At 66.2% G+C, this 22,591-nt stretch carries 23 protein-coding genes and 1 tRNA gene; 7 read left to right on the top strand and 17 right to left on the bottom strand.

The genetic code is table 11. The features are described from left to right. Window positions 1-113: 113 nt before the first annotated feature. From ACAD63_RS05645 to ACAD63_RS05635, 3 genes are all read right to left on the bottom strand, one after another. Window positions 114-800, bottom strand: coding sequence for a LutC/YkgG family protein (locus ACAD63_RS05645; protein ID WP_133095513.1), 687 nt, complete (start codon window positions 798-800; stop codon window positions 114-116). A gap of 81 nt (window positions 801-881) precedes the next feature. After that, entirely contained in the window at window positions 882-2,051 is a 1,170-nt protein-coding gene (gene pncB / locus ACAD63_RS05640) for a nicotinate phosphoribosyltransferase (RefSeq protein WP_133095512.1), read from the bottom strand. A gap of 78 nt (window positions 2,052-2,129) precedes the next feature. Continuing rightward, the gene (locus tag ACAD63_RS05635; RefSeq protein WP_434033536.1) at window positions 2,130-2,669 is read right to left on the bottom strand and encodes a hypothetical protein; all 540 of its coding nucleotides are present in this window, start codon (window positions 2,667-2,669) and stop codon (window positions 2,130-2,132) included. Window positions 2,670-2,975: 306 nt separating this feature from the next. Here ACAD63_RS05635 and fdxA point away from each other — a divergent pair, with 306 nt between their 5' ends. The 3 genes from fdxA to ACAD63_RS05620 all read left to right on the top strand — a co-directional run bounded on the left by fdxA (window position 2,976) and on the right by ACAD63_RS05620 (window position 4,781). After that, window positions 2,976-3,299: a ferredoxin FdxA gene (gene fdxA / locus ACAD63_RS05630; RefSeq protein WP_133095510.1), complete on the top strand. Its 324-nt coding sequence runs from the start codon at window positions 2,976-2,978 to the stop codon at window positions 3,297-3,299. Between the two features lie 86 nt (window positions 3,300-3,385). Then, window positions 3,386-4,495: an NAD(P)/FAD-dependent oxidoreductase gene (locus ACAD63_RS05625; RefSeq protein WP_133095509.1), complete on the top strand. Its 1,110-nt coding sequence runs from the start codon at window positions 3,386-3,388 to the stop codon at window positions 4,493-4,495. A 210-nt stretch (window positions 4,496-4,705) separates the two neighbouring features. Then, window positions 4,706-4,781, top strand: a tRNA-Asn gene (locus ACAD63_RS05620). A gap of 119 nt (window positions 4,782-4,900) precedes the next feature. Here ACAD63_RS05620 and ACAD63_RS05615 read toward each other — a convergent pair. From ACAD63_RS05615 to ACAD63_RS05595, 5 genes are all read right to left on the bottom strand, one after another. Next, on the bottom strand, window positions 4,901-5,668 hold the full coding sequence (locus ACAD63_RS05615; RefSeq protein ID WP_133095508.1) for an IclR family transcriptional regulator: 768 nt from the start codon (window positions 5,666-5,668) through the stop codon (window positions 4,901-4,903). Window positions 5,669-5,752: 84 nt separating this feature from the next. After that, entirely contained in the window at window positions 5,753-6,907 is a 1,155-nt protein-coding gene (locus ACAD63_RS05610) for a CaiB/BaiF CoA transferase family protein (RefSeq protein WP_135705575.1), read from the bottom strand. Between the two features lie 13 nt (window positions 6,908-6,920). Beyond that, window positions 6,921-8,087 (bottom strand): acyl-CoA dehydrogenase family protein, encoded by a 1,167-nt coding sequence (locus tag ACAD63_RS05605; RefSeq protein WP_135705576.1) that lies wholly within the window; start codon window positions 8,085-8,087, stop codon window positions 6,921-6,923. 20 nt (window positions 8,088-8,107) lie between these two features. Next, on the bottom strand, window positions 8,108-9,085 hold the full coding sequence (locus tag ACAD63_RS05600; protein ID WP_434033535.1) for a Bug family tripartite tricarboxylate transporter substrate binding protein: 978 nt from the start codon (window positions 9,083-9,085) through the stop codon (window positions 8,108-8,110). 48 nt (window positions 9,086-9,133) lie between these two features. After that, window positions 9,134-9,523 (bottom strand): cupin domain-containing protein, encoded by a 390-nt coding sequence (locus ACAD63_RS05595; RefSeq protein ID WP_434033534.1) that lies wholly within the window; start codon window positions 9,521-9,523, stop codon window positions 9,134-9,136. Window positions 9,524-10,011: 488 nt separating this feature from the next. On the opposite strand from ACAD63_RS05595, the gene rpsU reads away from it, so the two are divergent. From rpsU to ACAD63_RS05575, 4 genes are all read left to right on the top strand, one after another. Continuing rightward, complete coding sequence (rpsU, locus tag ACAD63_RS05590) at window positions 10,012-10,224, top strand: 30S ribosomal protein S21 (protein ID WP_010814647.1); 213 nt, start codon at window positions 10,012-10,014, stop codon at window positions 10,222-10,224. Window positions 10,225-10,364: 140 nt separating this feature from the next. After that, on the top strand, window positions 10,365-11,321 hold the full coding sequence (nodI, locus tag ACAD63_RS05585) for a nodulation factor ABC transporter ATP-binding protein NodI (RefSeq protein WP_205751667.1): 957 nt from the start codon (window positions 10,365-10,367) through the stop codon (window positions 11,319-11,321). A 13-nt stretch (window positions 11,322-11,334) separates the two neighbouring features. Next, window positions 11,335-12,207 (top strand): ABC transporter permease, encoded by an 873-nt coding sequence (locus ACAD63_RS05580; RefSeq protein ID WP_135705579.1) that lies wholly within the window; start codon window positions 11,335-11,337, stop codon window positions 12,205-12,207. 90 nt (window positions 12,208-12,297) lie between these two features. Then, on the top strand, window positions 12,298-12,588 hold the full coding sequence (locus tag ACAD63_RS05575) for a hypothetical protein (protein ID WP_240745887.1): 291 nt from the start codon (window positions 12,298-12,300) through the stop codon (window positions 12,586-12,588). Window positions 12,589-12,612: 24 nt separating this feature from the next. Here the strand turns inward: ACAD63_RS05575 and ACAD63_RS05570 are convergent, their stop codons facing one another. The 9 genes from ACAD63_RS05570 to trpB all read right to left on the bottom strand — a co-directional run bounded on the left by ACAD63_RS05570 (window position 12,613) and on the right by trpB (window position 22,512). Next, complete coding sequence (locus ACAD63_RS05570) at window positions 12,613-13,818, bottom strand: O-succinylhomoserine sulfhydrylase (RefSeq protein ID WP_434033533.1); 1,206 nt, start codon at window positions 13,816-13,818, stop codon at window positions 12,613-12,615. A gap of 322 nt (window positions 13,819-14,140) precedes the next feature. After that, on the bottom strand, window positions 14,141-15,670 hold the full coding sequence (gene purF / locus ACAD63_RS05565) for an amidophosphoribosyltransferase (protein ID WP_133095500.1): 1,530 nt from the start codon (window positions 15,668-15,670) through the stop codon (window positions 14,141-14,143). 109 nt (window positions 15,671-15,779) lie between these two features. Next, complete coding sequence (locus ACAD63_RS05560) at window positions 15,780-16,277, bottom strand: CvpA family protein (protein WP_029046270.1); 498 nt, start codon at window positions 16,275-16,277, stop codon at window positions 15,780-15,782. Between the two features lie 42 nt (window positions 16,278-16,319). Next, entirely contained in the window at window positions 16,320-17,042 is a 723-nt protein-coding gene (locus ACAD63_RS05555; RefSeq protein ID WP_133095499.1) for an SPOR domain-containing protein, read from the bottom strand. Between the two features lie 67 nt (window positions 17,043-17,109). Further along, window positions 17,110-18,420 (bottom strand): bifunctional tetrahydrofolate synthase/dihydrofolate synthase, encoded by a 1,311-nt coding sequence (gene folC, locus ACAD63_RS05550; protein ID WP_133095498.1) that lies wholly within the window; start codon window positions 18,418-18,420, stop codon window positions 17,110-17,112. Window positions 18,421-18,557: 137 nt separating this feature from the next. Continuing rightward, complete coding sequence (gene accD, locus ACAD63_RS05545; protein WP_434033532.1) at window positions 18,558-19,430, bottom strand: acetyl-CoA carboxylase, carboxyltransferase subunit beta; 873 nt, start codon at window positions 19,428-19,430, stop codon at window positions 18,558-18,560. 175 nt (window positions 19,431-19,605) lie between these two features. Further along, window positions 19,606-20,406 (bottom strand): tryptophan synthase subunit alpha, encoded by an 801-nt coding sequence (gene trpA / locus ACAD63_RS05540; protein WP_133095496.1) that lies wholly within the window; start codon window positions 20,404-20,406, stop codon window positions 19,606-19,608. A gap of 1 nt (window position 20,407) precedes the next feature. After that, complete coding sequence (locus ACAD63_RS05535) at window positions 20,408-21,319, bottom strand: DNA-methyltransferase (RefSeq protein WP_434033531.1); 912 nt, start codon at window positions 21,317-21,319, stop codon at window positions 20,408-20,410. Next, a complete protein-coding gene (gene trpB / locus ACAD63_RS05530) occupies window positions 21,319-22,512 on the bottom strand; it encodes a tryptophan synthase subunit beta (protein WP_116346157.1) in 1,194 nt (397 codons plus the stop codon). The genes ACAD63_RS05535 and trpB overlap by 1 nt, the downstream gene beginning before the upstream one ends. Between the last annotated feature and the right edge of the window lie 79 nt (window positions 22,513-22,591).

Raw genomic sequence — 22,591 nt, 5'->3', positions numbered from 1 at the left:
CGGGCTCGCACGGCAAGCCTGCAAGTGTAATCCAGACTCCTCGCGCGATCGTGCTGCGTCGCGCGTTTGCTGCGCGTTTACAGGCGATTCTTATGTCCGTTCTGCCCCATGGATCAAGCCTGCTCGACCACGATCACATGCACGCGATACGGGCCATGCGCGCCCAGCACGATGGTCTGTTCGATATCACCGGTGCGCGACGGGCCGCTGATGATATTGGTCGCGCGCGGCAGCTCGCCGCGTTCGCTGCGCACCAGCGCAAAGGCGTCTTCCAGACCGGCGACCACGCGCGAGCGCGGCACCACCGCGATATGCGTTTCCGGCAGCAGCGCCGCGGAGGCGAAAGTCGCCGGCCCCGATAGCAGCATCAGCGAGCCGGTCTCGGCGATCGCACAGAAGCAGCCGGTGATGCCGACCAGGTCGCCATGGTCGCGGTCGGCCTCGACCTCGCGCAGCGGCGGCCGGCATTCGACCGCGATGCCGGCGGCCTGCCATGGCAGCGTGCCCAGCGCATCCCATGCCACGGCGCGCTGCACCAGGTTCAGGCTGTCCAGATAACGTCGCGCTGCCGCCGGCACTTCGTCCATGGTGGCGACACGGTCGACCGTAGACGCCATGCGCTGGGCCTGCTGCACGAAGGCTTCGACGAGATCGGCGGCCGGCATCGGGCGCGGGCCTTGCGGATGGCGCGCGAGGTAATCGGCCACCGCGGCGCGTTCGCCCTGCGTGGGCTGGCGCGGCCTGCCCTGTGCGGCACGGATGCGGGCAAAGATGCGGTCGCGGGCGTCGTTGGTTTCCATAGGGCCTGGCAGTGCGGTTGGCAAGGATGCGCCGATTATAGTTGCCGCGGCATGGCACGGCGCACCGGAATCCCGCAATGCCTACTGCGCCGAGAACACCTGCCGCAGGTAGGACAGGTAGCCGACATCGTCGCACATGGTCTTTTCCGGCGTGTCCGACAGCTTGGCCACGGGCTGGCCATTGCAGCGCACCATCTTGATCACGATCTGCAGCGGCGTGTAGCCGAGATCGTTGGTCAGGTTGGTGCCGACGCCGAAGGCCAGCCGGCAGCGGCCGTGGAAGCGCTGGAACAGCTCGATCACGCGCGGCACGTCCAGGCTGTCGCTGAAGATCAGCGTCTTGGTGCGCGGGTCGACGCGGTTGGCGGCGTAATGCGCCACCATGCGCTCGCCCCAAACGATCGGGTCGCCCGAATCATGGCGCACGCCGTCGAACAGCTTGCAGAAGTACAGGTCGAAGTCGCGCAGGAAGGCATCGAAGCCATAGGTATCTGACAGCGCGATGCCAAGGTCGCCACGGTACTCGCGCGCCCAGCGTTCGAGCGCGTACACCTGCGAATCGCGCAGGCGCGGCCCCAGCGCCTGGCAGGCCTGCAGGTATTCGTGCGCCATCGTGCCGAGCGGCACCATGTTGTGCAGGCGGGCGAAATGGACGTTGCTGGTGCCGGCCAGCTGCGAACCGAGCTCGCGCCGCATGGTCAGCAGCACCTCTTCCTGCCAGTCGCGCGAGAAGCGCCGGCGCGTGCCATAGTCGGCGATGACGCAATCGGCGAATTCCGGCGGCTGCAGCAGCGCCAGCTTGTTCTCCAGCCGGCTGCGCCCGACGGCCAGGTCAGGCCGCGGCTGGGTGCGACGGAAGTAGACCTCGTTGACGATCGCCAGCACCGGCACTTCGAACAGGATGGTATGCAGCCAGGGGCCGATGATCGAGATCTCGATCTCGCCGTTGCCCTGCGGCGCCTCGCGCACCGACACGTACTTCTCGTTCAGGTGGAACAGGCCGAGGAAGTCGATGAAATCGCTCTTGATGAAGCGCAGGCCGCGCAGGTAGGCGAGTTCGTCATCGGTAAAGCGCAACTGGCACAGGTGCGCGATCTCGGCACGGATCTCGTCGATATACGGCGTCAGGTCGACGCCGGCGTTGCGGCACTTGAAGCGATATTCGACCTGCGCCTGCGGAAACTGGTGCAGGACCACCTGCATCATCGTGAACTTGTACAGGTCGGTGTCGAGCAGAGACTGGATAATCATGGCTAGCCAGAAGGCAATGTGCCGGGTCAGGCTGACATGCTAACCGAGACGGCACGCGTCCGGGGCGCTGACAGGCGTTCAAGCGCCGTCGAGGAACGGCTGCGGCGCGCGCAGGACCGGCTTGCCGGCCGTCCTGCCCTGCAGGCACCACAGCGTCCGGCCGTCGCTCCCGGGGCACGACACCAGCGTGGCGGCACTGCGCGGCACGCGTTGCGGCAGCGGCTCGGCAAAGGCGCCGTCCTCGGCAAGGATGCGCTCGGTGTAGACCGCCGCGCCCGCGCGCTCGAAGCGCAGCACCTGCATCCGGTCCCCCGGTTTCGGGTTCAACTCGGGTCCGCAAGGCATCAGGCCGGCACGGCCGCAATGGGCGATGGCATCGCCCGCGGGGGAATCGGTCACGGTGAAGTAGTCCCAGTCGAAGCCGGTCAATGCGGGCAAGGCAACCGGCGCCTCCGATCGCGCGCGCCATGCCACCAGCCGGGACACCACGCTGTCCGCCATGCCCGGCTGGACCAGGGCTTGCGCAGCGGCGGTCGGTGTCATCGCCGGAAATGCCGCCAGCATCACAAGCAGGGATAGCAAGGCGGCGCGGCGGCAATCACGAAGCTGGCGTGGCATACGAATCTCCCGGCGTCGAGGCATGTGGCACTCAGGCGGCCTCATCATGCCTGCGGTTGCGCAAGCACGCCAGCGGGCCGCCATGTCTTGGATCAAAAGTACATAAAGAAATAAGAAAACTATCTGATCCAGCTATATAGACCCGCTATCCTTGCCAGAAGGCTCGGCTACAATACCGGTTCCCGAAAGGCCACGGCCGGCGCTCGTCCCGCCATACCTGCCCGCCAAGGCAGATGGAGGCGTCCGCCGGCAAGAAGCGGCCCAACAGTTTCCCATTAAAAGCCGACCCGTTTTCCTGGAACCGAAATGACTCACGTTGTCACCGAATCCTGCATCCGTTGCCGCTATACAGACTGCGTTGACGTATGTCCGGTGGATTGTTTCCGCGAAGGCCCGAACTTCCTGGCCATCGACCCGGATGAGTGCATCGACTGCGCCGTATGCGTGGCCGAGTGCCCGGTGAACGCCATTTACGCCGAGGAAGACGTGCCGGGCGACCAGCAGCAGTTCATTGAACTGAACGCCGAACTGGCGCGCGCCTGGCCTTCCATCACCAAGACCAAGGCCCCGCTGGCCGAGGCCGAGGACTGGAAGGACACCACCGACAAGCTGCAGTACCTGGAGCGCTGAGCGCGCCAGGCTGCAAAGAAGGCCGTCCCCACGCGCTTTCCGCAATGCCGGGCACCCGCGTGCCCAACCAACGTATCAGGACGAATATGGACTTGAGCATTCCAAATCCCGTTGCCGACACGACCAAGCAGGTCGAGGGCGGCAGCCCCGCAGGCGGCCAGCCGCTCGAAATCGACGCGCTGATCGTCGGTGCCGGTCCGGTGGGCCTGTTCCAGGTGTTTGAACTGGGCCTGCTCGAAATCAAGGCCCACGTGATCGATTCCCTGAAAGTCGTTGGCGGCCAGTGCGTGGAGCTGTATCCCGACAAGCCCATCTACGACATCCCGGCCGTGCCCAGCTGCACCGGCCAGGAACTGACCGACAACCTGCTCAAGCAGATCGAGCCGTTCGAGCCCACCTTCCACCTGGGCCAGGAAGTCTCCGTGGTGGAGCGCCGTGAAGACGGCCGCTTCTTCGTCGAGACCTCGCTCGGAACCCGCTTTATCACCAAGACCATCTTCATCGCCGCCGGCGTGGGCTCGTTCCAGCCGCGTACGCTGAAGGTCGAGGGCCTCGACAAGTTCGACGGCAAGCAGCTGTTCTACCGCGTCAAGGATCCGAGCCGCTTCCACGGCCGCAACCTGGTCATCGTCGGCGGCGGCGACTCGGCGCTGGACTGGACGCTGGACCTGGTCGGCAAGGCCGAGTCGGTGGTGATGATCCACCGCCGCGACGGCTTCCGTGCCGCGCCGGCCTCGGTGGCCAAGATGAAGGAACTGTGCGAACAGATGGAGATGCAGTTCCTGGTCGGCCAGATCGGCGGCTATGAAGAGAAAGACGGCGTGCTCACCGAGATCAAGGTGACCGGTGCCGACGGCGTGACCCGCCGCCTGCCGCTGGACGACCTGCTGGTGTTCTTCGGCCTGTCGCCCAAGCTCGGCCCGATCGCCGAGTGGGGCCTGGACCTGGAGCGCAAGCAGATCAAGGTGGATACCGAGAAGTTCCAGACCAATATCCCGGGCATCTTCGCGGTGGGCGACATCAACACCTACCCCGGCAAGAAGAAGCTGATCCTGTCGGGCTTCCACGAGGCCGCGCTGGCTGCGTTCGGGGCTGCGCCGTATATCTTCCCCGAGAAGAAGATCCACATGCAGTACACCACGACTTCGCCGAAGCTGCACAAGGTCCTGGGCGTGGAATCGCCGGTGTTCGACTGAACGGCGCTGCACGGTGCCGCAGAAAAAACCGCCGCAAGGCGGTTTTTTTCTGGCACAAACGAAAAACCGTCGCTATAATGCGGCCTCGCTGTTGACCACCAACGTGGGACGCAGCCAGCCAGCCGCTCCGAAGCACCTGAAAACAAACAAAATGTTGGCAAGGTGTTGACGGCAAAAAGAGAAACTGGCTATAATTTCCTTCTCAGCTGTTCCCCGATAGCTCAGTCGGTAGAGCGACGGACTGTTAATCCGCAGGTCCCTGGTTCGAGCCCAGGTCGGGGAGCCAACCGATACGGAAGCCCGGTGCAAACGCACCGGGCTTTTTCGTTTGTAGCTCGTTGAGGCTTGCGCCCGGGGCTGCCGCAGCGCCCCTGCCCTTCGCCGCCCCTGCCCTCTTCCCTCCGTTTATCCCTGCAGCGTGTTGCCCGCGGCCTTCAGCGCCACGACGATAGCCTCCGCATTGGCTTCGACCCGATGCAGCGGCCCCGCCACCGACATCCCGTAGACGACGCCGCCGAGCGACACCGGAATCGCGATGGCCCCCAGGTCCGGGAACGACTCGCCGAAGTTCGGATACCACCCCTGCGCCTGCCATTGCTGCATCGCTGCCTCGAATACCCGCAGCGAGTCCACCGTGCGCCCGGTGCGCGACGCAAAGGAAACGCCGGCCAGCAGTTCCGCGCGGCTCTCCGCGGCCATGGTGCCAAGGATGGCGCGGCCGATGGAATTGACATGCGCGTCGCGCAGTTCGCCCGGCGCGGCGATATAGCGCACCGGGTTGGCGGACTCGCGCACCTCCAGGTAGAGCACGCGGCCGTCGTCCTGCAGCTTGCCAAAGATCACGGTTTCGCCGGTGTCATCGCGCAGCGACTCCAGCACCGGCTGCACCCGTTCGAGCAGCGGGTCGTTGCGCGCGATGCGCTGGGCGATATCGAGTAACCGCCGCGTGGGGTAATAACCCTGGCGGCGGCCGGTTTCGTACAGGTAGCCCAGCGACGCCAGCGTGCGGATCAGCCCCAGGCAGCTCGACATCGGCGCGCCCAGCAGCTTCGCCAGTTCGGTCAGCGTCAGCGAGCGCCCTTCGCGCGCATAGATCTCCATGATCTCGATCACGCGCAGCGCCGTCTTGACGCTGCCGTAGCCCGATTTTTCCGCCGCTTCGTTTTCTGCCATCGTGGGCTTCCTCGACTTCCGTGTGCTTTGGCCGGAATTGTACGCGGCGTGGGAACGGCACCCGCGGATCCCGGTGCGGCCGGATCAGGTACCGGTGCCGTCCTGCGCCTGTGGCAGACCTTCCGGCCAGCTACGGATATTGCCCGGCGTGCGCGAGAACCGTGTGGGGATGCCGACACCCCGCAGTCGCCCTTCGCTCGGATGGTCGTATTCGAACATCATGCCGGTGGCGCGCAGGTGCGGGTCATCCACCAGGGTGTCGAAATGCGGCAGCTCGCTGTGCGGGATATCGGCATCGCGCAGCAACGCCAGCCACTCCGCGGTGGTGCGCTGCGCGACGATCTCGGCCAGCGTGGCGTAGAGCGCGTCGATATTGGCGCTGCGCGCGGCTGGGGTCGCATAGCGCGGGTCGCGCGCCAGTCCGGCATGGCCTGACAGGTCGAAAAAGCGCAGCCATTGCGCGCTGGTATAGGGCAGCAGCGCGAGATGGCCGTCGCTGGTGCGGTACGGCTTGCGGTGGGCCGACATCACGCGCGGATAGCCGGCAGGGCCGAGCGGCGGCACGAAGGTCTGCCCGGCCAGCTGCTCGGTGGCGAGGAAGGACACCAGCGTTTCGAACATCGGCACCTCGATGGCCTGCCCCTGCCCCGACCGCTCGCGCTCATACAGCGCCATCGGGATCGCATAGGCGACGGTGAGGCCGGCGACCTTGTCCGCCAGGATGGTGTTCACGTACTGCGGCCCCTCGTTCGAGTTGGCGCCCTGGAACTGCGCCATCCCGCTGCGCGCCTGGATGATGTCGTCGAAGGCCGGCGCGCCGGCATACGGGCCCTCCTCCGAATAGCCATAGGCGCCGCAATAGATCAGCCGCGGATGATCCGCACGCAGCGAGGCATAGTCCAGGCCGAGCTTGCGCAACGACTGCGGCCTCACGTTGGAGACGAAGACATCGGCCGTGGCGATCAGCGACTTCAGCTCGGCCAGGTCCTCCGGCTGCTTGACGTCGAGCACGACAAACTGCTTGTTGCGGTTCAGGTTGAGGAAGCTGGCGCCCATCGCGGCGTGGCGCGCCGGCTCGGCATGGCGGAACACATCGCCGGCGGGCGCTTCGACCTTGATCACCTCGGCGCCCATGTCGCCGAGGATCTGCGTGGCGTACGGCCCCATCGCGACCGAGGTCATGTCGATCACCCGCACGCCCGCCAGTGGCCCGGTCGCGGGAGGCGCTTTGTCTTGCATCGTCACCTCCCGTTCAGTACGACTTGGGCAAACCCAGCACACGCTCGGCGATAAAGCACATGATCAGCTGCGGGCTGACCGGCGCGATGCGCGGGATATACGATTCGCGCAGCAGGCGCTCGACGCGGTATTCGCGCGAATAGCCCATGCCGCCCAGCGTCAGGATCGCGGTCTGGCAGGCGTTGTGGCCAGCCTCGGCGGCGAGGTACTTGGCGGCGTTGGCCTCGGCCCCGCAGGACTGCCCCGCGTCGTAGCGCGCGGCGGCCTTCAGCATCATCAGGTTGGCCGATTCCAGCTGCATCCACGCCTGCGCCAGCGGGTGCTGGACGCCCTGGTTCATGCCGATCGGGCGGCCGAAGACCACGCGCTCCTTGGCGTACTGCGTGGCGATTGCCAGCGCGGCGCGGCCCAGTCCGATGGCTTCGGCGGCGATCAGGATGCGCTCGGGGTTCAGGCCATGCAGGATGTATTCGAAGCCCTTGCCCTCTTCGCCGATCCGGTCTTCTTCCGGGATGTACAGGTCGTCGATGAACAGCATGTTGGTATCGACGGCGGCGCGGCCCATCTTGTCGATCTCGCGGATCTCGATGCGGCTGCGGTCCACCTTCGTGTAGAACAGCGACAGGCCTTCGGTCGATTTCTTCACCTGCTCCAGCGGCGTCGTGCGCGCCAGCAACAGCATGCGGTCGGCCACCTGCGCGGTCGAGATCCAGATCTTGCGCCCGCTCACCGAATAGCCGCCCGGCACCTTGCGCGCGAAAGTCTTGAGCTTGGTGGTGTCCAGGCCCGCATCGGGCTCGGTCACGCCAAAGCAGGCCTTTTCCTCGCCGGCGATCAGCGGCGGCAGGAAGCGGCCCTTCTGCTCTTCGGTGCCGAACACCACCACCGGGTTCAGGCCGAACACGTTCATATGCACCGCCGACGCGCCGGTCATGCCCGCGCCCGACTGCGAGATGGTCTGCATCACCAGCGCCGCTTCCAGGATGCCGAGACCGGCGCCGCCGAATGCCTCGGGCATCGCCACGCCCAGCCAGCCGCCCTCGCACAGGGTCTTGTAGAACTCGTGCGGATAGGTGCCGGACTTGTCGAGGCGGTCCCAGTACTCCATGTCGAACTGCGTGCAGACCTGCTGCACGGCTTCGACGATCGATGCCTGTTCTTCGGAGAAATCGAAATTCATGAGATTGCCTGTCAGGTTGTTTATTCCGGCTGGATGCCCGCGTCCTTCACCAGCCGCGACCACTTCTGCAGTTCGGCCACGACAAACTGGTTCAGCTCGGCGGGCGTGCTGCCGAAGGGCTCGAAGCCCAGCGCGTGGAACTGTGCGGCATGCTGCTTGCTGGTGGCGATGGCAACCAGCTCGCGGTTGAGGCGCTCCACCACGGGCGCCGGCACGCCGGCGGGTGCGAATACGCCATTCCAGGACGTGATGTCGAAACCCTTAAGCTCGGGCGCGCTGCCGACCGGCGGCAGGTCCGGCAGCAGCGCACTGCGTTGCACGGTGGTCACCGCCAGCGCGCGCAGCTTGCCGGCGCGCACATTGGCGATGCCCGCGGCAAAGTCGACGAACATCGCCTGCACCTGGCCGCCCATCACGTCGGTCATCGCCGGCGGCGTGCTCTTGTACGGCACGTGCAGCATCTTCAGGCCCGCCATCTTCGACAGCGTCGCGCCGGCGACGATGCCGGTGCTGTTGCCGCTCGCGTAGCTCATGCCAGGATGCGCCCTGGCGTAGTCGATGAATTCGCGCAGCGTCTTCACCGGCAATTGCGGGTTGACCACCAGCATGAATGGCAGGTTGCCCATGCGCGAGACCGGCGTGAAGTCCTTGACCGGGTCGTAGCGCAGCTGTTTCATCAGCGACGGGTTGGCCGAATGCGTGGTGTTGGTGGTCATGAACAGCGTATAGCCGTCGGCCGGCGCCTTGGCGACGAACTCGGCGGCGATAGTGCCGTTGGCGCCCGGCTTGTTGTCGACCACCACCGGCTGCTGCAGCGCTTCGCCCAGGTACTTGGCGGTCAGCCGGGCCACCGCATCGGTGCCGCTGCCGGCTGCGAACGGGACCACCAGGCGCAGCGGCCTGGACGGGAATTCATCGGCGGCCGGCGCCGGTGTTGCAAGCAGCGCGGCGGCACATCCCACCACCAGGCTGGCGAAAGCGGTCTTGAAGCACTTCACGGTCTGTCTCCTGTCGTTATATGAATTCTTGCCGTGGCCGGCCGCGTCTCAGGCGGGCCGTGTCACACGCTCGGGCGATTCCTCGTACGGTGGGGAATAGATCACCAGGATCCTGGCCGGCTCTTCGCTTACCACCGTGAACACATGCATCTCGTCCGGCGGGAAGAAGCAGCAATCGCCCGGTCCCACTTCCTTGCGCTGGCCGCCGACTTCTGCGACGGCCCGGCCTTCCAGCACGTAGCACACCTGCTCGATGCCGGGGTGCGCGTGAGGCAGCGCGCCCTTGCCTTTCTCGATGGTGCCGTGAATCACTTCCAGGTGGCGCGAACCCACGGTCTCGGGGCCGATCAGCCGGCGGTTCAGCGTGCCGACGTGGTTGGCGGGGTGGTAGCCCTCGACCTCTTCGGTCGAGATGAAATAAACCGGGGGTTGCGGCACGCTGCTCTCCTGTGTGGATCTCGCGGTACTGGGCGAGTAATTCATATCTATGAATCTTAGTTTATACATATGAATTTAATCGTCAAACAATTTCAGGCATCTTGCGGGTTTACCGGTAGGCAGCGCTTGGGCCATCACCCGCGATTCCGGGTGGGCTGGTGGACAAGCGAAAAAATGCGGATAATTCGCGGCTTGCCGGCCTTTCCTACGGCGCCGATCGAACGCCATTCTTGACAGGTGCGTCGTATACGTGCCATAGTTACGGGCGTATAGCATTCATGGAAACCGGTACTGTCAGGCTCCAAGTTATATCCGGGCCTGGCGCTATCACCCCTGACACTGGTTGCACGGACTGAAACGTCCACATCTTTCAGGTTCGCGGGGGCGCACCGGGCACAAGCCCAGCGTGCAATACCAGTCGCTCCGGCGACAGCAGTTTCCCCCCGTGTGAACCAGCCGCTACCGCGGCAATCCCCTAAAGGACTGAATTGACTAAGATCGTCTTGAAACCCGGTGAGCCCGTTGAAGTTGCAATGCGGCGTTTCCGTCGTGCCATTCTGCAGACTGGCCTGATCGTTGAACTCAAGAGCCGTACCGCTTACGAGAAGCCGACGACCGAGCGCAAGCGCAAGAAGAAGGCCGCCGAAGCACGCCTGCGCAAGCGCCTGCGCATGCAAATGCTGCCGAAGAAGATGTACTGATTCGGGCAAGCTTCGTAAAAAAACCGCCAGTTCGCTGGCGGTTTTTTTATGCCTGCACGAAACGTGCGTCCGGGTCGCGCCCCAGGCTGGCGGCCTTTGCTGCACTGCGCCACCTGAGCGTTGCGCCGATGCCCGGCATAATGGCGGATATTGCGCCCCCTTTTGGGCGCCCACCGGACCCTGCCTTGACTGCCATCCTCGAGTTGCGCAAGGTGCGCAAGCAATACGGCGATACGGTCGTCGTCGATGACCTCGATCTCCAGGTGTTTCGCGGCCAGTGCTTTGGCCTGCTCGGCCCCAACGGCGCCGGCAAGACCACCACGCTGCGCCTGCTGCTGGGCCTGACCACGCCGATGGCCGGCACGCTGATGCTATGCGGCGAGCCCATCCCCGAGCGCGCGCCGCAGGCGCGCATGCGCGTGGGCGTGGTGCCGCAGTTCGACAACCTCGACCCGGATTTCTCGGTGATCGAGAACCTGCGCATCTTCGGGCGCTACTTCGGGCTGTCATCGACCGAGATCGAGCGCCGGGTGCCGAAGCTGCTGGAATTCGCCCGGCTGGAAAACCGTGCCGACGCGCAGGTACGCGACCTCTCCGGCGGCATGCGCCGGCGCCTGACGGTGGCGCGCGCGCTGATCAACGATCCCGACCTGCTGGTGATGGACGAGCCCACCACCGGACTGGACCCGCAGGCGCGCCACCTGATCTGGGAGCGCCTGAAGTCGCTGATGGCGAGTGGCAAGACCATCCTGCTGACCACGCACTTCATGGAAGAAGCCGAACGGCTGTGCAACTACCTGTGCGTGATCGACGGCGGGCGCAAGATCGCCGAAGGCAAGCCGCACGAGCTGATCGACAGCCAGATCGGCTGCGATGTGGTCGAGGTCTACGGCGATGAACTGGGCACGCTGCGCGGCACGCTGACACCGCTGGCGCAGCGCACCGAAATGAGCGGCGAGACGCTGTTCTGCTACGTGCGCGAGCCCGCCCCGCTGCTGGCGGCGCTGCACGGCAAGAACGGCGTGCGCTACCTGCACCGCCCGGCCAACCTGGAGGACGTGTTCCTCAAGCTGACCGGCCGCGAGATGCGGGACTGAACCAGGGACTGACATGAGCGAACAGGATCCCCGCACCGACACCTCCGACACCTCCGACACGCCCGCCATCGCCACCCGGAGCGCTGGCCCGGCCGCGCGCCAGACCTATCCACAGCCGCTGCTGCCACGCAACATGCGCAACTGGATGATGGTCTGGTACCGCAACTACCTGGTGTGGAGGAAGCTGGCCATCCCGTCGATGATCGGCAACCTGGCCGATCCGATGATCTACCTGTTCGGCCTCGGCCTCGGGCTGGGGCTGATGGTGGGCCAGGTCAACGGCGTGTCGTACATCGCCTTCCTCGCCGCCGGCACCACCGCATCGAGCGTGATGATGTCGGCCAGCTTCGAGTCGATGTACTCCGCCTTCTCGCGCATGCACGTGCAGCGCACCTGGGAAGCGATCATGCACGCGCCGCTGACATTGGGCGACGTGGTGCTGGGCGAGATCTTCTGGGCGGCCAGCAAGGCGGTGCTGTCGGGCCTGGCGATCATGCTGGTGGCGGCCGCGCTGGGCTATGCGCAAATGCCGGGCGCGCTGCTGGCGCTGCCGGTGATCGTGCTGGCCGGCATTGCCTTCGCCGCGCTGGCGATGATCGTCACCGCGCTGGCGCCCAGCTACGACTTCTTTATGTTCTACCAGACGCTGGCGATGACGCCGATGCTGCTGCTGTCGGGCGTGTTCTTTCCGGTGGAGCAATTGCCCGAAGGCGTGCAGGCGGCCACCAGGCTGCTGCCGCTGGCGCACGCGGTCGATCTGATCCGGCCGCTGATGCTGGGCCGGCCCGTGGAAGGCGCCAGCCTGCATCTTGCCGTGCTCGCAGCCTATGCGGTGGCCGCGCTGGTGGTTTCGCTGGTGCTGCTGCGCCGGCGGATGTTGCGCTGAGGTTGCACGCGCGGGCTCAGGCGCTGCCCACCAGCTTGAGCCCGATTGCCCACACCACTTCGAACAGCCCTGCCAGGGCCAGCAGTGTCCATGCCATACCGAAATTTCCCGTTGCAGCGTACCGTGCGCAACGATAGCGGAGAACCCGCCACCTTGCAGCGCGTTGCCTTGGCGTTGGGGGCCGCGTTGGCTACCTTTTCGCTGGGCGGCTGCATGGTGATGGCCGTGGGCAGTGCCGCGGTTTCGACCGTGGCAACCGTCGGTTCCGCCGCGGTCAGCGTGGCCTCGACCGCAGTAGGTACTACTTACGACATCACCGCTGCCGGCGTGAAAGCGGTGGCCGGCAGCGACGATCCGCCGCCGGCGCAGGAAGCACCGTAAGCGCGGGCAGCCTCGCAGGCTGTCTTACTCGCCCAGGCCGCGCAGCAGGTCGGCCTTCAGGTCCTCGACCGATTCCAGCCCCACCGCCAGCCGGATCAGCCCTTCGCCCACGCCTGCGGCCGCCTTGGCCTCCGGGCTCACGCGTGCATGCGTGGTGGTGTACGGGTGCGTGATGGTGGTGCGGGTATCGCCCAGGTTTCCGGTGATCGAGCACAGACGCGTGTTGTCGATCACGCGCCAGGCGTTGGCGCGCTGCTGCTCGGGCGTGGCGCCCTTCAGCTCGAACGAAACGATCGCGCCGCCACCGCTCTGCTGACGCATGGCAATCTCGTGCTGCGGGTGCGACTGCAGCGCCGGGTGGAACACGCGCGCCACGGCCGGATGCGACTCCAGGAACTGCGCCAGCGCCAGCGCGCTGGACGAATGGCGCTCCATGCGGATCGCCAGCGTCTCCATGCCCTTGAGCAGTACCCACGCGTTGAACGCCGACAGCGTCGGGCCGGCGGTGCGCACAAACGGGAACACCTTGCCCATGATGAAATCGTGCGAGCCCAGCACCGCGCCGCCCAGCACGCGGCCCTGGCCATCGATATGCTTGGTGGCGGAATGCACCACGATGTCGGCGCCGAACTTCATCGGCTGCTGCAGCGCGGGCGAGCAGAAGCAGTTGTCGACCACCAGCAGCGCATTGGCGTTGTGGGCAATGTCCGCCACGGCCGCGATGTCGGCCACTTCGGTCAGCGGATTCGACGGCGTCTCCAGGAAGAACAGCTTCGTGTTCGGCCGCACCGCCACGCGCCACGCCTCGAGGTCGGTCGGATCGACAAAGGTCGTCTCCACGCCGAACTTGCCGAAGATATTGTTGAACAGCGTCATGGTCGAACCGAAGATTGCGCGCGAGCTGACCAGGTGATCGCCCGCCTGCATCGACGACAGCACCACCGACAGGATCGCGCTCATGCCCGACGCCGTGGCCATGCAGGCCTGCGCCCCTTCCAGCGCGGCCAGCCGCGACTGGAACATCGACACGGTCGGGTTGGTGAAGCGTGAATAGGTGAAGCCCTCTTCCGAGTTGGCAAAGCGTTCGGCGGCCTCGGCGGCGCTGTTGAAGCAGAAGCTCGAGGTCAGGTAAATGGCCTCGGAATGCTCCATGAACTCGCTGCGCAGCGTGCCGGCGCGCACGCCAAGGGTATCGATGCCGAGCGATTCAGGATTGAGCGGTTCGTTCATGCTGGTGGCGCGGTCGTACCCGCGCGAATGCAATGGTTGCGGCCCGCCGCGGCAAGGCGGCCGGCCATGAAAAAAGCCCGTGCGATCGGATGGTCGGATCGACGGGCTTGCTGTTCTGCGGCGGCCTTCGGCAGGCTGTGGCGATGGGTGGACGCGTTGCGCAGCACTGTGCGCATTGGCGAATCTTGCCGGCCACCATCTCTTTAGCTGTTTCGGGCTGGACCCGCGTCCGCAAGCTGACTATCAAATCGACGCCCGGCCATGTTACGGCCGGGCGTCGCATCCGTCAACGAACGGACATGCCGCGGGACAGGCTTGCGGCTTACTCGTTGTTGCCCGAGCGCTGCAGGTGCAGCGCCGAGCGCTCGGTGTCGGCCGCGGTGCCGTCGCGGTCGGCCTGGCTGCGCGCGGTTTCCAGGCGGTCCAAGTAGGCCTCGTCGATATCGCCGGTGACGTAGCGGCCATCGAAGCACGATGCATCGAAGTCCTTCAGCGCCGGATTGATGTCGCGCACCGCCTGCTTCATCGCTTCCACCTCCTGGTACACGAGCTTGTCCGCGCCGATGATCTTTGCGATCTCTTCGTGCGTGCGGCCGTGCGCCACCAGTTCACTGCGGGTCGGCATGTCGATGCCGTACACGTTGGGGAACTTCACCGGCGGCGCGGCCGAGGCGAAGATCACCTTGTTGGCCCCGGCGTCGCGCGCCATCTGCACGATCTCGAACGAGGTGGTGCCGCGCACGATCGAGTCATCGACGATCAGCACGTTCTTGCCCTTGAACTCGACGCCCATGGCGTTGAGCTTCTGGCGCACCGACTTCTTGCGCACTGCCTGGCCGGGCATGATGAAGGTACGGCCGACGTAGCGGTTCTTGAAGAAACCTTCGCGGTAGTTCACGCCCAGGCGGTTGGCCACCTGCATCGCGGCCGGGCGGCTGGAGTCGGGGATCGGCATCACCACGTCGATGTCGCCGGCCGACACTTCCTGGCGGATCTTCTCGGCCAGGTAGTCGCCCATGCGCAGGCGCGCGTCGTAGACCGGTACGCCATCGATGCACGAATCCGGGCGGGCCAGGTAGACGTACTCGAAAATGCAGGACGTCAGCGCCGGGTTGTCGGCGCACTGCTTGCTGTAGAGCTTGCCGTCCAGGTCGATGAAGATGGCCTCGCCCGCAGCCACGTCGCGCTCGAACTTGTAGCCGATGCCTTCCAGCGCCACCGATTCGGAGGCAACCATCCACTCCTTGCCCGACGGCGTCTCGACGCTGCCCAGGCACAGCGGGCGGATGCCGAACGGATCGCGCACCGCCAGCATGCCGTAGCCGGCGATCTGCGCCGCGATGGCGTACGAGCCGCGCACGCGGCGGTGCATGCCCGCAACGGCCTTGAAGATGGTTTCCGGGTCCAGCGCCATGCCGTTGCTGGCGCGCTGCAGCTCGTCGGCCAGCACGTTCAGCAGCACTTCGGTGTCGGAGTGGGTGTTGATATGGCGACGATCGCGGCGGAACATTTCCTCGCGCAGCTGTTGCCAGTTGGTCAGGTTGCCGTTATGCGCCAGGATGATGCCGTACGGGGCATTGACGTAGAACGGCTGCGCCTCTTCCTCGCTCGAGGCCGAGCCGGCGGTCGGGTAGCGCACCTGGCCGATGCCCGCGGTGCCCGGCAGGCCGCGCATGTTGCGGGTACGGAAGACGTCGCGCACCAGGCCGTTGGCCTTGTACATGTGGAAAGTACTGCCGTTGGCGGTGGCGATGCCGGCAGCATCCTGTCCGCGGTGTTGCAACAACAGCAGGCTGTCGTAAATCAGTTGGTTGACAGGCGTGGCTGAAACCACACCGACGATACCGCACATGCCAAGCTCCCAGGAAAGGCTTTGAATCAGGGGGCGCAGCCTGGTCCGGCTAACCTTCCGGACCGCAAGGCCTGCGTACTACTGGCCGGGCACCATGCCCGGCTTCATGTCATGTCTTGACGTACTTCGCCAGCTCCGGCGGCAGCCATGGCTTTACCGATTCCATGGCCTGCATCACATAGGGACGGCTCACCGCATCGCGCCAGAACGGTTCTTCCGGCAATTTCGTCAGGCTGGCGAGCGTCACCATCACCATCACCAGCAGCGCGCCGCGCAGCAATCCGAACACCAGCCCGAGCCCGCGGTCCGCCGGCTTGAGGCCCGTGCTCTCCAGCAACTGCCCGACCACCATGCCGGCCAGCGACGCCCCGAGCACGGTGCCGATCAGCAGCACCACGAAACCCAGCGCGTGGCGTGCCAGCTCGCCGCCGGGCAGCGACTCGGGCATCCAGCCCGCGGCCACCGCGCCGTAGCGGAACGCGACCCAGAACGCCACCACCCAGCCGATCAACGACAGCACCTCGCGCACCAGGCCGCGCAGCACGCCCAGCGCGCCCGAGGCCAGCAGGATGAAGACCACGGCGTAATCGAAGAAAGTCGGCTGCATCGTTGCTCGCTGCCGCGCCCATGCGCCAGGCAGCGCTAGCCCTTACTGTTCGATTACCTTCGAGGTCAGGCCCGCCGCGCGCACGCGCTTGTCGGCGGCATCGGCGGCGTCGCGGTCGCTGAAGGGACCGGCGCGCAGCAGGATGCGCTCGCCGTCGGCCAGCACTTTCTTTTCCACATAGGCCGGCACCTTGCTCGCCTTGAGCTTGGCCAGCCAGGTCTTCGCCTTCTCTTCCGACGAGAACGCGCCGATCAGGATCAGGTACTTGCCGCTGCCCTGGGGCTTGGCCTCAGGCTTGGCTTCGGGCTTAGCGTCGGGCTTGGCCTCGGCGCGCTGGATGGGCTTGTCGGCGGGCTTGTCCGCCGTATTGACGATTTCCTCGCCGGCATCGAGCGCCGCCGCGTCGCTGCGGGCCGCCGGCGCCGGCGGCAGCGGGTCGGCCTTGCGCGGCTCGACGCGGGGCTTGCTGCTGCCCTGCCCGCCGCTCACCTTGACCGCGACATCGTCGGCCACCGGGCGCGGCTTGGTCTCGAACACGATCGGCAACACGATCACCGCGGCCACCACCAGCACCACGGCGCCGATCAGGCGGCGGCGCGCGCGCTGCTTCTGCGGGAATTCAGGGTCCAGCGTGTCGTCGGCATATTCGTCGGCGAGACGGCGCGACGAGGCGATGCCTGCACCGGGGTCGTTGCGCTGGCGGCGCGCACGCTCCGGTGCCGGGTCGTTGCCCTTGCGGGAAGAAAACAGCGAAAGCAGGCCCATAGATTGGTTCGGTGCGACAGCCCCCTCAGGCAGGGGCCGGTCGTTGCGTTTGCCGCTCAGTGCCAGGTCAGTTGGCTTGGGTGGCCCGATAGGCCATCACGCCGGCGACGGTATAGAACGATCCGAAGACCAGAATTCTATCATTCTCGGTCGCTCTCTCCATGGCGTCGCGGAATGCCGCCTCCGGACTGGAAAAGCAGGCGGCGGTGGCGTCGGGGCCGGCGCGGAAACCGCCCCCCTCAAGTGTCGCCAGCACGTCGGCGGCGCTGGCGGCGCGCTCGGTCGGCAGGTCGCACAGGCACCAGTGGTCGACCTTGTCGGCCACATGCTGCAGCACGCCGGCAATATCCTTGTCCTGCATCGCGCCGAACACCGCATAGGTGTAGCGGAAGAAGCCCATGTTCTCCAGGTTCTGCCCCAGCGTGGCGGCCGCATGCGGATTATGCGCCACATCGAGGATCACCGCGGGCCGTCCCGGCAGCACCTGGAAGCGTCCCGGCAGCTCGACGAACGCCAACCCGTTGCGCACTTCCTGCGCGCTCACCGGCAATTGCGGGCGCATGGCCTGCAGCGCGGCCAGCACGGCGGCGGCGTTCAGCAGCTGGTTGGCGCCGCGCAGCGCGGGGTAGCCCAGGCCGTTGAGCTTGCGCCCGCCACCGCTCCAGTCCCATTGCTGGCGTTCCTGGCCCTTGGCCGCGTGGAAGTGGAAATCGCGGCCCACCAGCCACAGCTCGGCGCCGATGGCCTCGGCATGCGCCACCAGCGACTTGGGCGGCACCGGGTCGCCGCAGACCGCCGGCACGCCCGGGCGGAAGATGCCGGCCTTTTCAAAGCCGATTTCCTCGCGCGTGTTGCCCAGGTACTGGGTGTGGTCGATATCGACGCTGGTGACGATGGCGCAGTCGGTATCGATCACATTGGTCGCATCCAGGCGGCCGCCCAGCCCGACTTCGAGGATGATCGCGTCCAGGCCGGAAGCCGCGAAGAAATGGATGATCGCCAGCGTGGTGAACTCGAAGTAGGTCAGGCTGACCGGGTCGGCAAAGCTGTTGCGCGCGCGCTCGACCGCCTCGAAGTGCGGCAGCAGCTGCGCGTCGGTCGCCATCTCGCCATTGAGGCGCGCCCGCTCGTTGAACGAGATCAGGTGCGGCGAGGTATGGCAGCCCACCTTGTAGCCCGCCTCCAGCAGGATGCGCTCAAGCATGGCGCAGGTCGAACCCTTGCCGTTGGTGCCACCCACGGTGAAGACCGTGGCGTCGATGCGCAGCCCGAGGGCTTCCTTGACGCGCGTGATGCGCGTCAGGCCCATGTCGATGCCCACGGGGTGGGCGGTTTCGAGATGGGTAAGCCATTCGGGCAGCGTATGGAAGACAGGCATTTCAGGTGTGCGAGGAAAGCGTTTGCTACCAGATTCGGGCAGGCGGGCGCAAAGTCAAGTGCCGGCGCCGCTGGCGTCCAGAAAAGGCGAAAGGCGCGTCAACCACCCGCGCCTTCGGTACAGCGATATTTGCGGCGTTATGCCACCGCGTCGGCCGGCTGCTTCTGCAGCAGCGCCAGCAGCTGCGCCAGTTCGGCACGCATCTTGCGGCGGTCGACGATCATGTCGATGGCGCCCTTCTGCAGCAGGAACTCCGAGCGCTGGAAGCCTTCCGGCAGCTTCTCGCGCACGGTCTGCTCGATCACGCGCGGGCCGGCAAAGCCGATCAGCGCCTTGGGCTCGGCGATCACCACGTCGCCCAGGAAGGCGAACGAGGCCGACACGCCGCCCATGGTCGGGTCGGTCAGCACGCTGATGAACGGCAGCTTGCTCGCGCTCAGCTGGTTCAGCATGGCCGTGGTCTTGGCCATCTGCAGCAGCGACAGCAGGCTTTCCTGCATGCGCGCGCCGCCGGTGGCGGTAAAGCAGATGAACGGCACCTTCTGCTCGAGCGCGGCCTGCGCGCCGCGCACGAAGCGCTCGCCCACCACCGAGCCCATCGAGCCGCCCATGAACTCGAACTCGAAGCAGCTCGCCACCACCGGGATGGTGTGGATGGCACCGCCCATCACCACCATGGCGTCGGTTTCGCCAGTTTCTTCCATGGCCGCCTTGATGCGGTCCGGGTACTTCTTCGAATCCTTGAACTTGAGGGCGTCGACCGGCACGATCTCCTGGCCGATCTCATAGCGGCCTTCGGCGTCCAGCAGCGCGTCCAGCCGCGCACGCGCGTTGATGCGCATGTGGTGGTCGCACTTGGGGCAGACGTGCAGGTTGGCCTCGACGTCGGTCCGGTACAGGGTGGACTCGCACGACGGGCACTTGACCCACAACCCCTCCGGGATGCCCTTGCGGGTACGGGGGTCGGTCTGTTGAATCTTGGGGGGCAGGAGTTTATCCAACCAGCTCATGAAAGCTCCTTTCGGATAGCTGCGCGCCGCCGGCAAACCCTGTGTCAGGGCGAACTTCGGCAGGTGGCAGGGAATCAACCCGCGAATTTACCACGGCGGGCCCGTGACCTCGAAGCGCGGCGCGCGTATTGGGCACGCTGCGTCACTTCTTGATTCCTGCCAGGCAGTGATTAGGTCACTTGGCGTCCAGCGCCTGGCGGATCTCCGCGATAAACGCCTGCAGCGTTGCCACCGCCTGCTCGCGCGGCGTGTCTTCCAGCAACTGCACCAGGCGGCTGCCGATCACCACCGCGTCGGACACGCTGCCGATCGCGCGCGCGGTCTGCGCGTCGCGGATGCCGAAGCCCACGCCCACCGGCAGGTTGGCGTGCTGCTTGATCAGCGGCAGGCGTGACGCCACGCTGTCCAGGTCGATCGATGCGGAGCCGGTCACGCCCTTGAGCGAGACATAGTAAAGATAGCCGCTGGCGACCTTGGCCACCGCCTCGATGCGCGCATCGGTGGAGGTCGGCGCTAGCAGGAAGATCGGGTCCATGCCATGGTCGCGCATCAGCGCGGCGAACGACTCGCACTCCTCGGGCGGATAGTCGACCACCAGCACGCCATCCACGCCGGCCGCGCTCGCGGCCTTGGCAAAGGCCTCTTCGCCCATGCGCTCGATCGGGTTGGCGTAGCCCATCAGCACCACCGGGGTCTCGGCATTGGCCTGGCGGAACTCGCGCACCCACTGCAGCACCTGGGTCAGCGACACGCCCTGCGCCAGCGCGCGCTCGGAGGCGCGCTGGATCACCGGGCCGTCGGCCATCGGGTCGGAGAACGGCACGCCCAGCTCGATCACGTCGGCGCCGCCCGCCACCAGCGCGTGCATCAGCGCCACGGTCAGGCCGGGCTCGGGATCGCCGGCGGTGATGAACGGAATCAGGCCCTTTTTCTGCTGCGCGGCCAGTGCCGCGAACGTCTTCTGGATACGGGACATATCAGGGAATCAGGTGAGGCCGCGGCGCCGGCGAGGCGTCGTCGTTGGCGGCGGCCGGGGTTGGGGTGACGTCAGGCTCGATCGCGGGCATGGCTTGCGCGGCCGCAGCCACGCGCCCGCACGCCACCTGCACGTACTCCGGGTTGATCTCGTAGCCGACAAAGCGGCGGCCGTGGCGCAGGCACGCCACCGCGGTGGTGCCGCTGCCCGCGAACGGGTCCAGCACCAGGCCGCCCGGCGGGCAACTCGACAGCACCATGCGCTCGACGATCTCCAGCGGCTTCTGCGTCGGGTGGTTGGCGCGTTCGGGGTCCTGCCGGTGGATGCGCGAGATGCTCCACAGGTCCTTGGGGTTGTAGCCCACCTCCAGCCACTTCTTGCCCTCGAAGCGCGGACGGCTGCGCGCCTTCTTGGTCTCGGGGTCGTACGGGATGCGGACCGGGTCGAGATCGAAGTAGTAGTCGCGCGCCTTGGCAAAGAAGCCGATGTTGTCGTGCACCGACGAGAACTTGCGCGTGGTGCCGCCCATGCTGGGCACGCGGCGGTCCCAGATGATCTCGTTGATCATCGTCAGGCGCCGCTTGAGCATCACGAACAGCTCCGGCGAGTACTGCCAGGTGCAGAACAGGTAGAGCGTGCCCTTGGGCGCGAGCTTGGGCACGACCGCGTCCATCCAGCGCTCGGACCAGTCCAGGTAGGCCTGGCCCGACAGCAGGTCGGAATCGTTGCCGTAGTCCTTGCCCAGGCCGTACGGCGGATCGGCGACGATCAGGTCGACCGAGCCGTCCGGCAGGCGGGCAATGCCCTCGAACATGTCTTCCTTGAACAAGTGCAGCGGCGGCGCGTCAATCGCGCCAGGCAAGCAGTCGGGCCCGCCGACGGCAAGGCCCTGGGGGTGGGGCAGCGCGCGCATCAGAGCTTGAGCCCCGCGCGCTCGGCCACGGTATGCATGTCCTTGTCGCCGCGTCCGGACAGGTTCACCAGCAGCAGCTTGTCCTTGGGCAGCGTGGGCGCCAGCTTGCACGCGTAGGCGATCGCATGGCTCGATTCCAGCGCCGGGATGATGCCCTCGATGCGGCAGCAGTCGTGGAAGGCCTTGAGCGCTTCCTCGTCGGTGATCGGCACGTACTGCGCGCGGCCACTGTCCTTGAGCCAGGCATGCTCGGGGCCGACGCCGGGGTAGTCCAGGCCGGCCGAGACCGAATGCGTCTCGATGATCTGGCCGTTGTCGTCCTGCAGCAGGTAGGTGCGGTTGCCGTGCAGCACGCCAGGCGTGCCGCCGGTCAGCGAAGCCGCGTGGCGGCCGGTGTCCAGGCCATCGCCGGCGGCTTCCACGCCGATCAGCTGCACGTCCTGGTGCTCGATGTACGGATAGAAGATGCCCATGGCATTGGAGCCGCCGCCCACGCACGCGATCACGGCATCCGGCTGGCGGCCGGCCAGCTCGGGCATCTGCACCTTGGCCTCCTCGCCGATCACGCACTGGAAGTCGCGCACCATCATCGGGTACGGGTGCGGGCCGGCCACGGTGCCGATGATGTAGAAGGTGTTCTCGACGTTGGTGACCCAGTCGCGCATGGCTTCATTGAGCGCGTCCTTGAGCGTGCGCGAGCCGCTTTCCACCGGCACCACGGTCGCGCCCAGCAGTTTCATGCGGTAGACGTTCGCGGCCTGGCGCTTGACGTCCTCGGCGCCCATGTAGACCACGCATTCCATGCCGAAGCGGGCGGCGATGGTGGCCGTGGCCACGCCATGCTGCCCTGCCCCGGTCTCGGCGATCACGCGCGGCTTGCCCATGCGCTTGGCCAGCAGCGCCTGGCCGATGACGTTGTTGATCTTGTGCGCGCCGGTGTGGTTCAGGTCTTCGCGCTTGAAGTAGATCTGCGCGCCGCCGAGGGTCTCGCTCCAGCGCTGCGCGTGGTAGATCGGCGACGGGCGGCCGACGAAGTGCTTCAGCTCGCGGCGGAATTCGGCATCGAACTCCGGATCCTTCTGGTAGTGCGCATAGGCTTCGCGCAGTTCGTCCAGCGCGTGGACCAGCGTCTCGGAAACGAAGGTGCCGCCATAGGGGCCGAAATGGCCACGGGAATCGGGCAGGTCGTACATGTCTAGGCTCTTCGGAACAGCGGCCTTGCCTCGCTCGGCAGGGCTCGCCTGGTTGACTGGGTGCGCGATGCCAGCAATG

Source organism: Cupriavidus sp. a3 (assembly GCF_051015765.1).
Classification (GTDB): Bacteria; Pseudomonadota; Gammaproteobacteria; order Burkholderiales; family Burkholderiaceae; genus Cupriavidus; species Cupriavidus oxalaticus_A.
The sequence above is the reverse complement of the archived record's forward strand: the minus strand, read 5'-3'. Positions and strand labels throughout refer to the sequence as shown.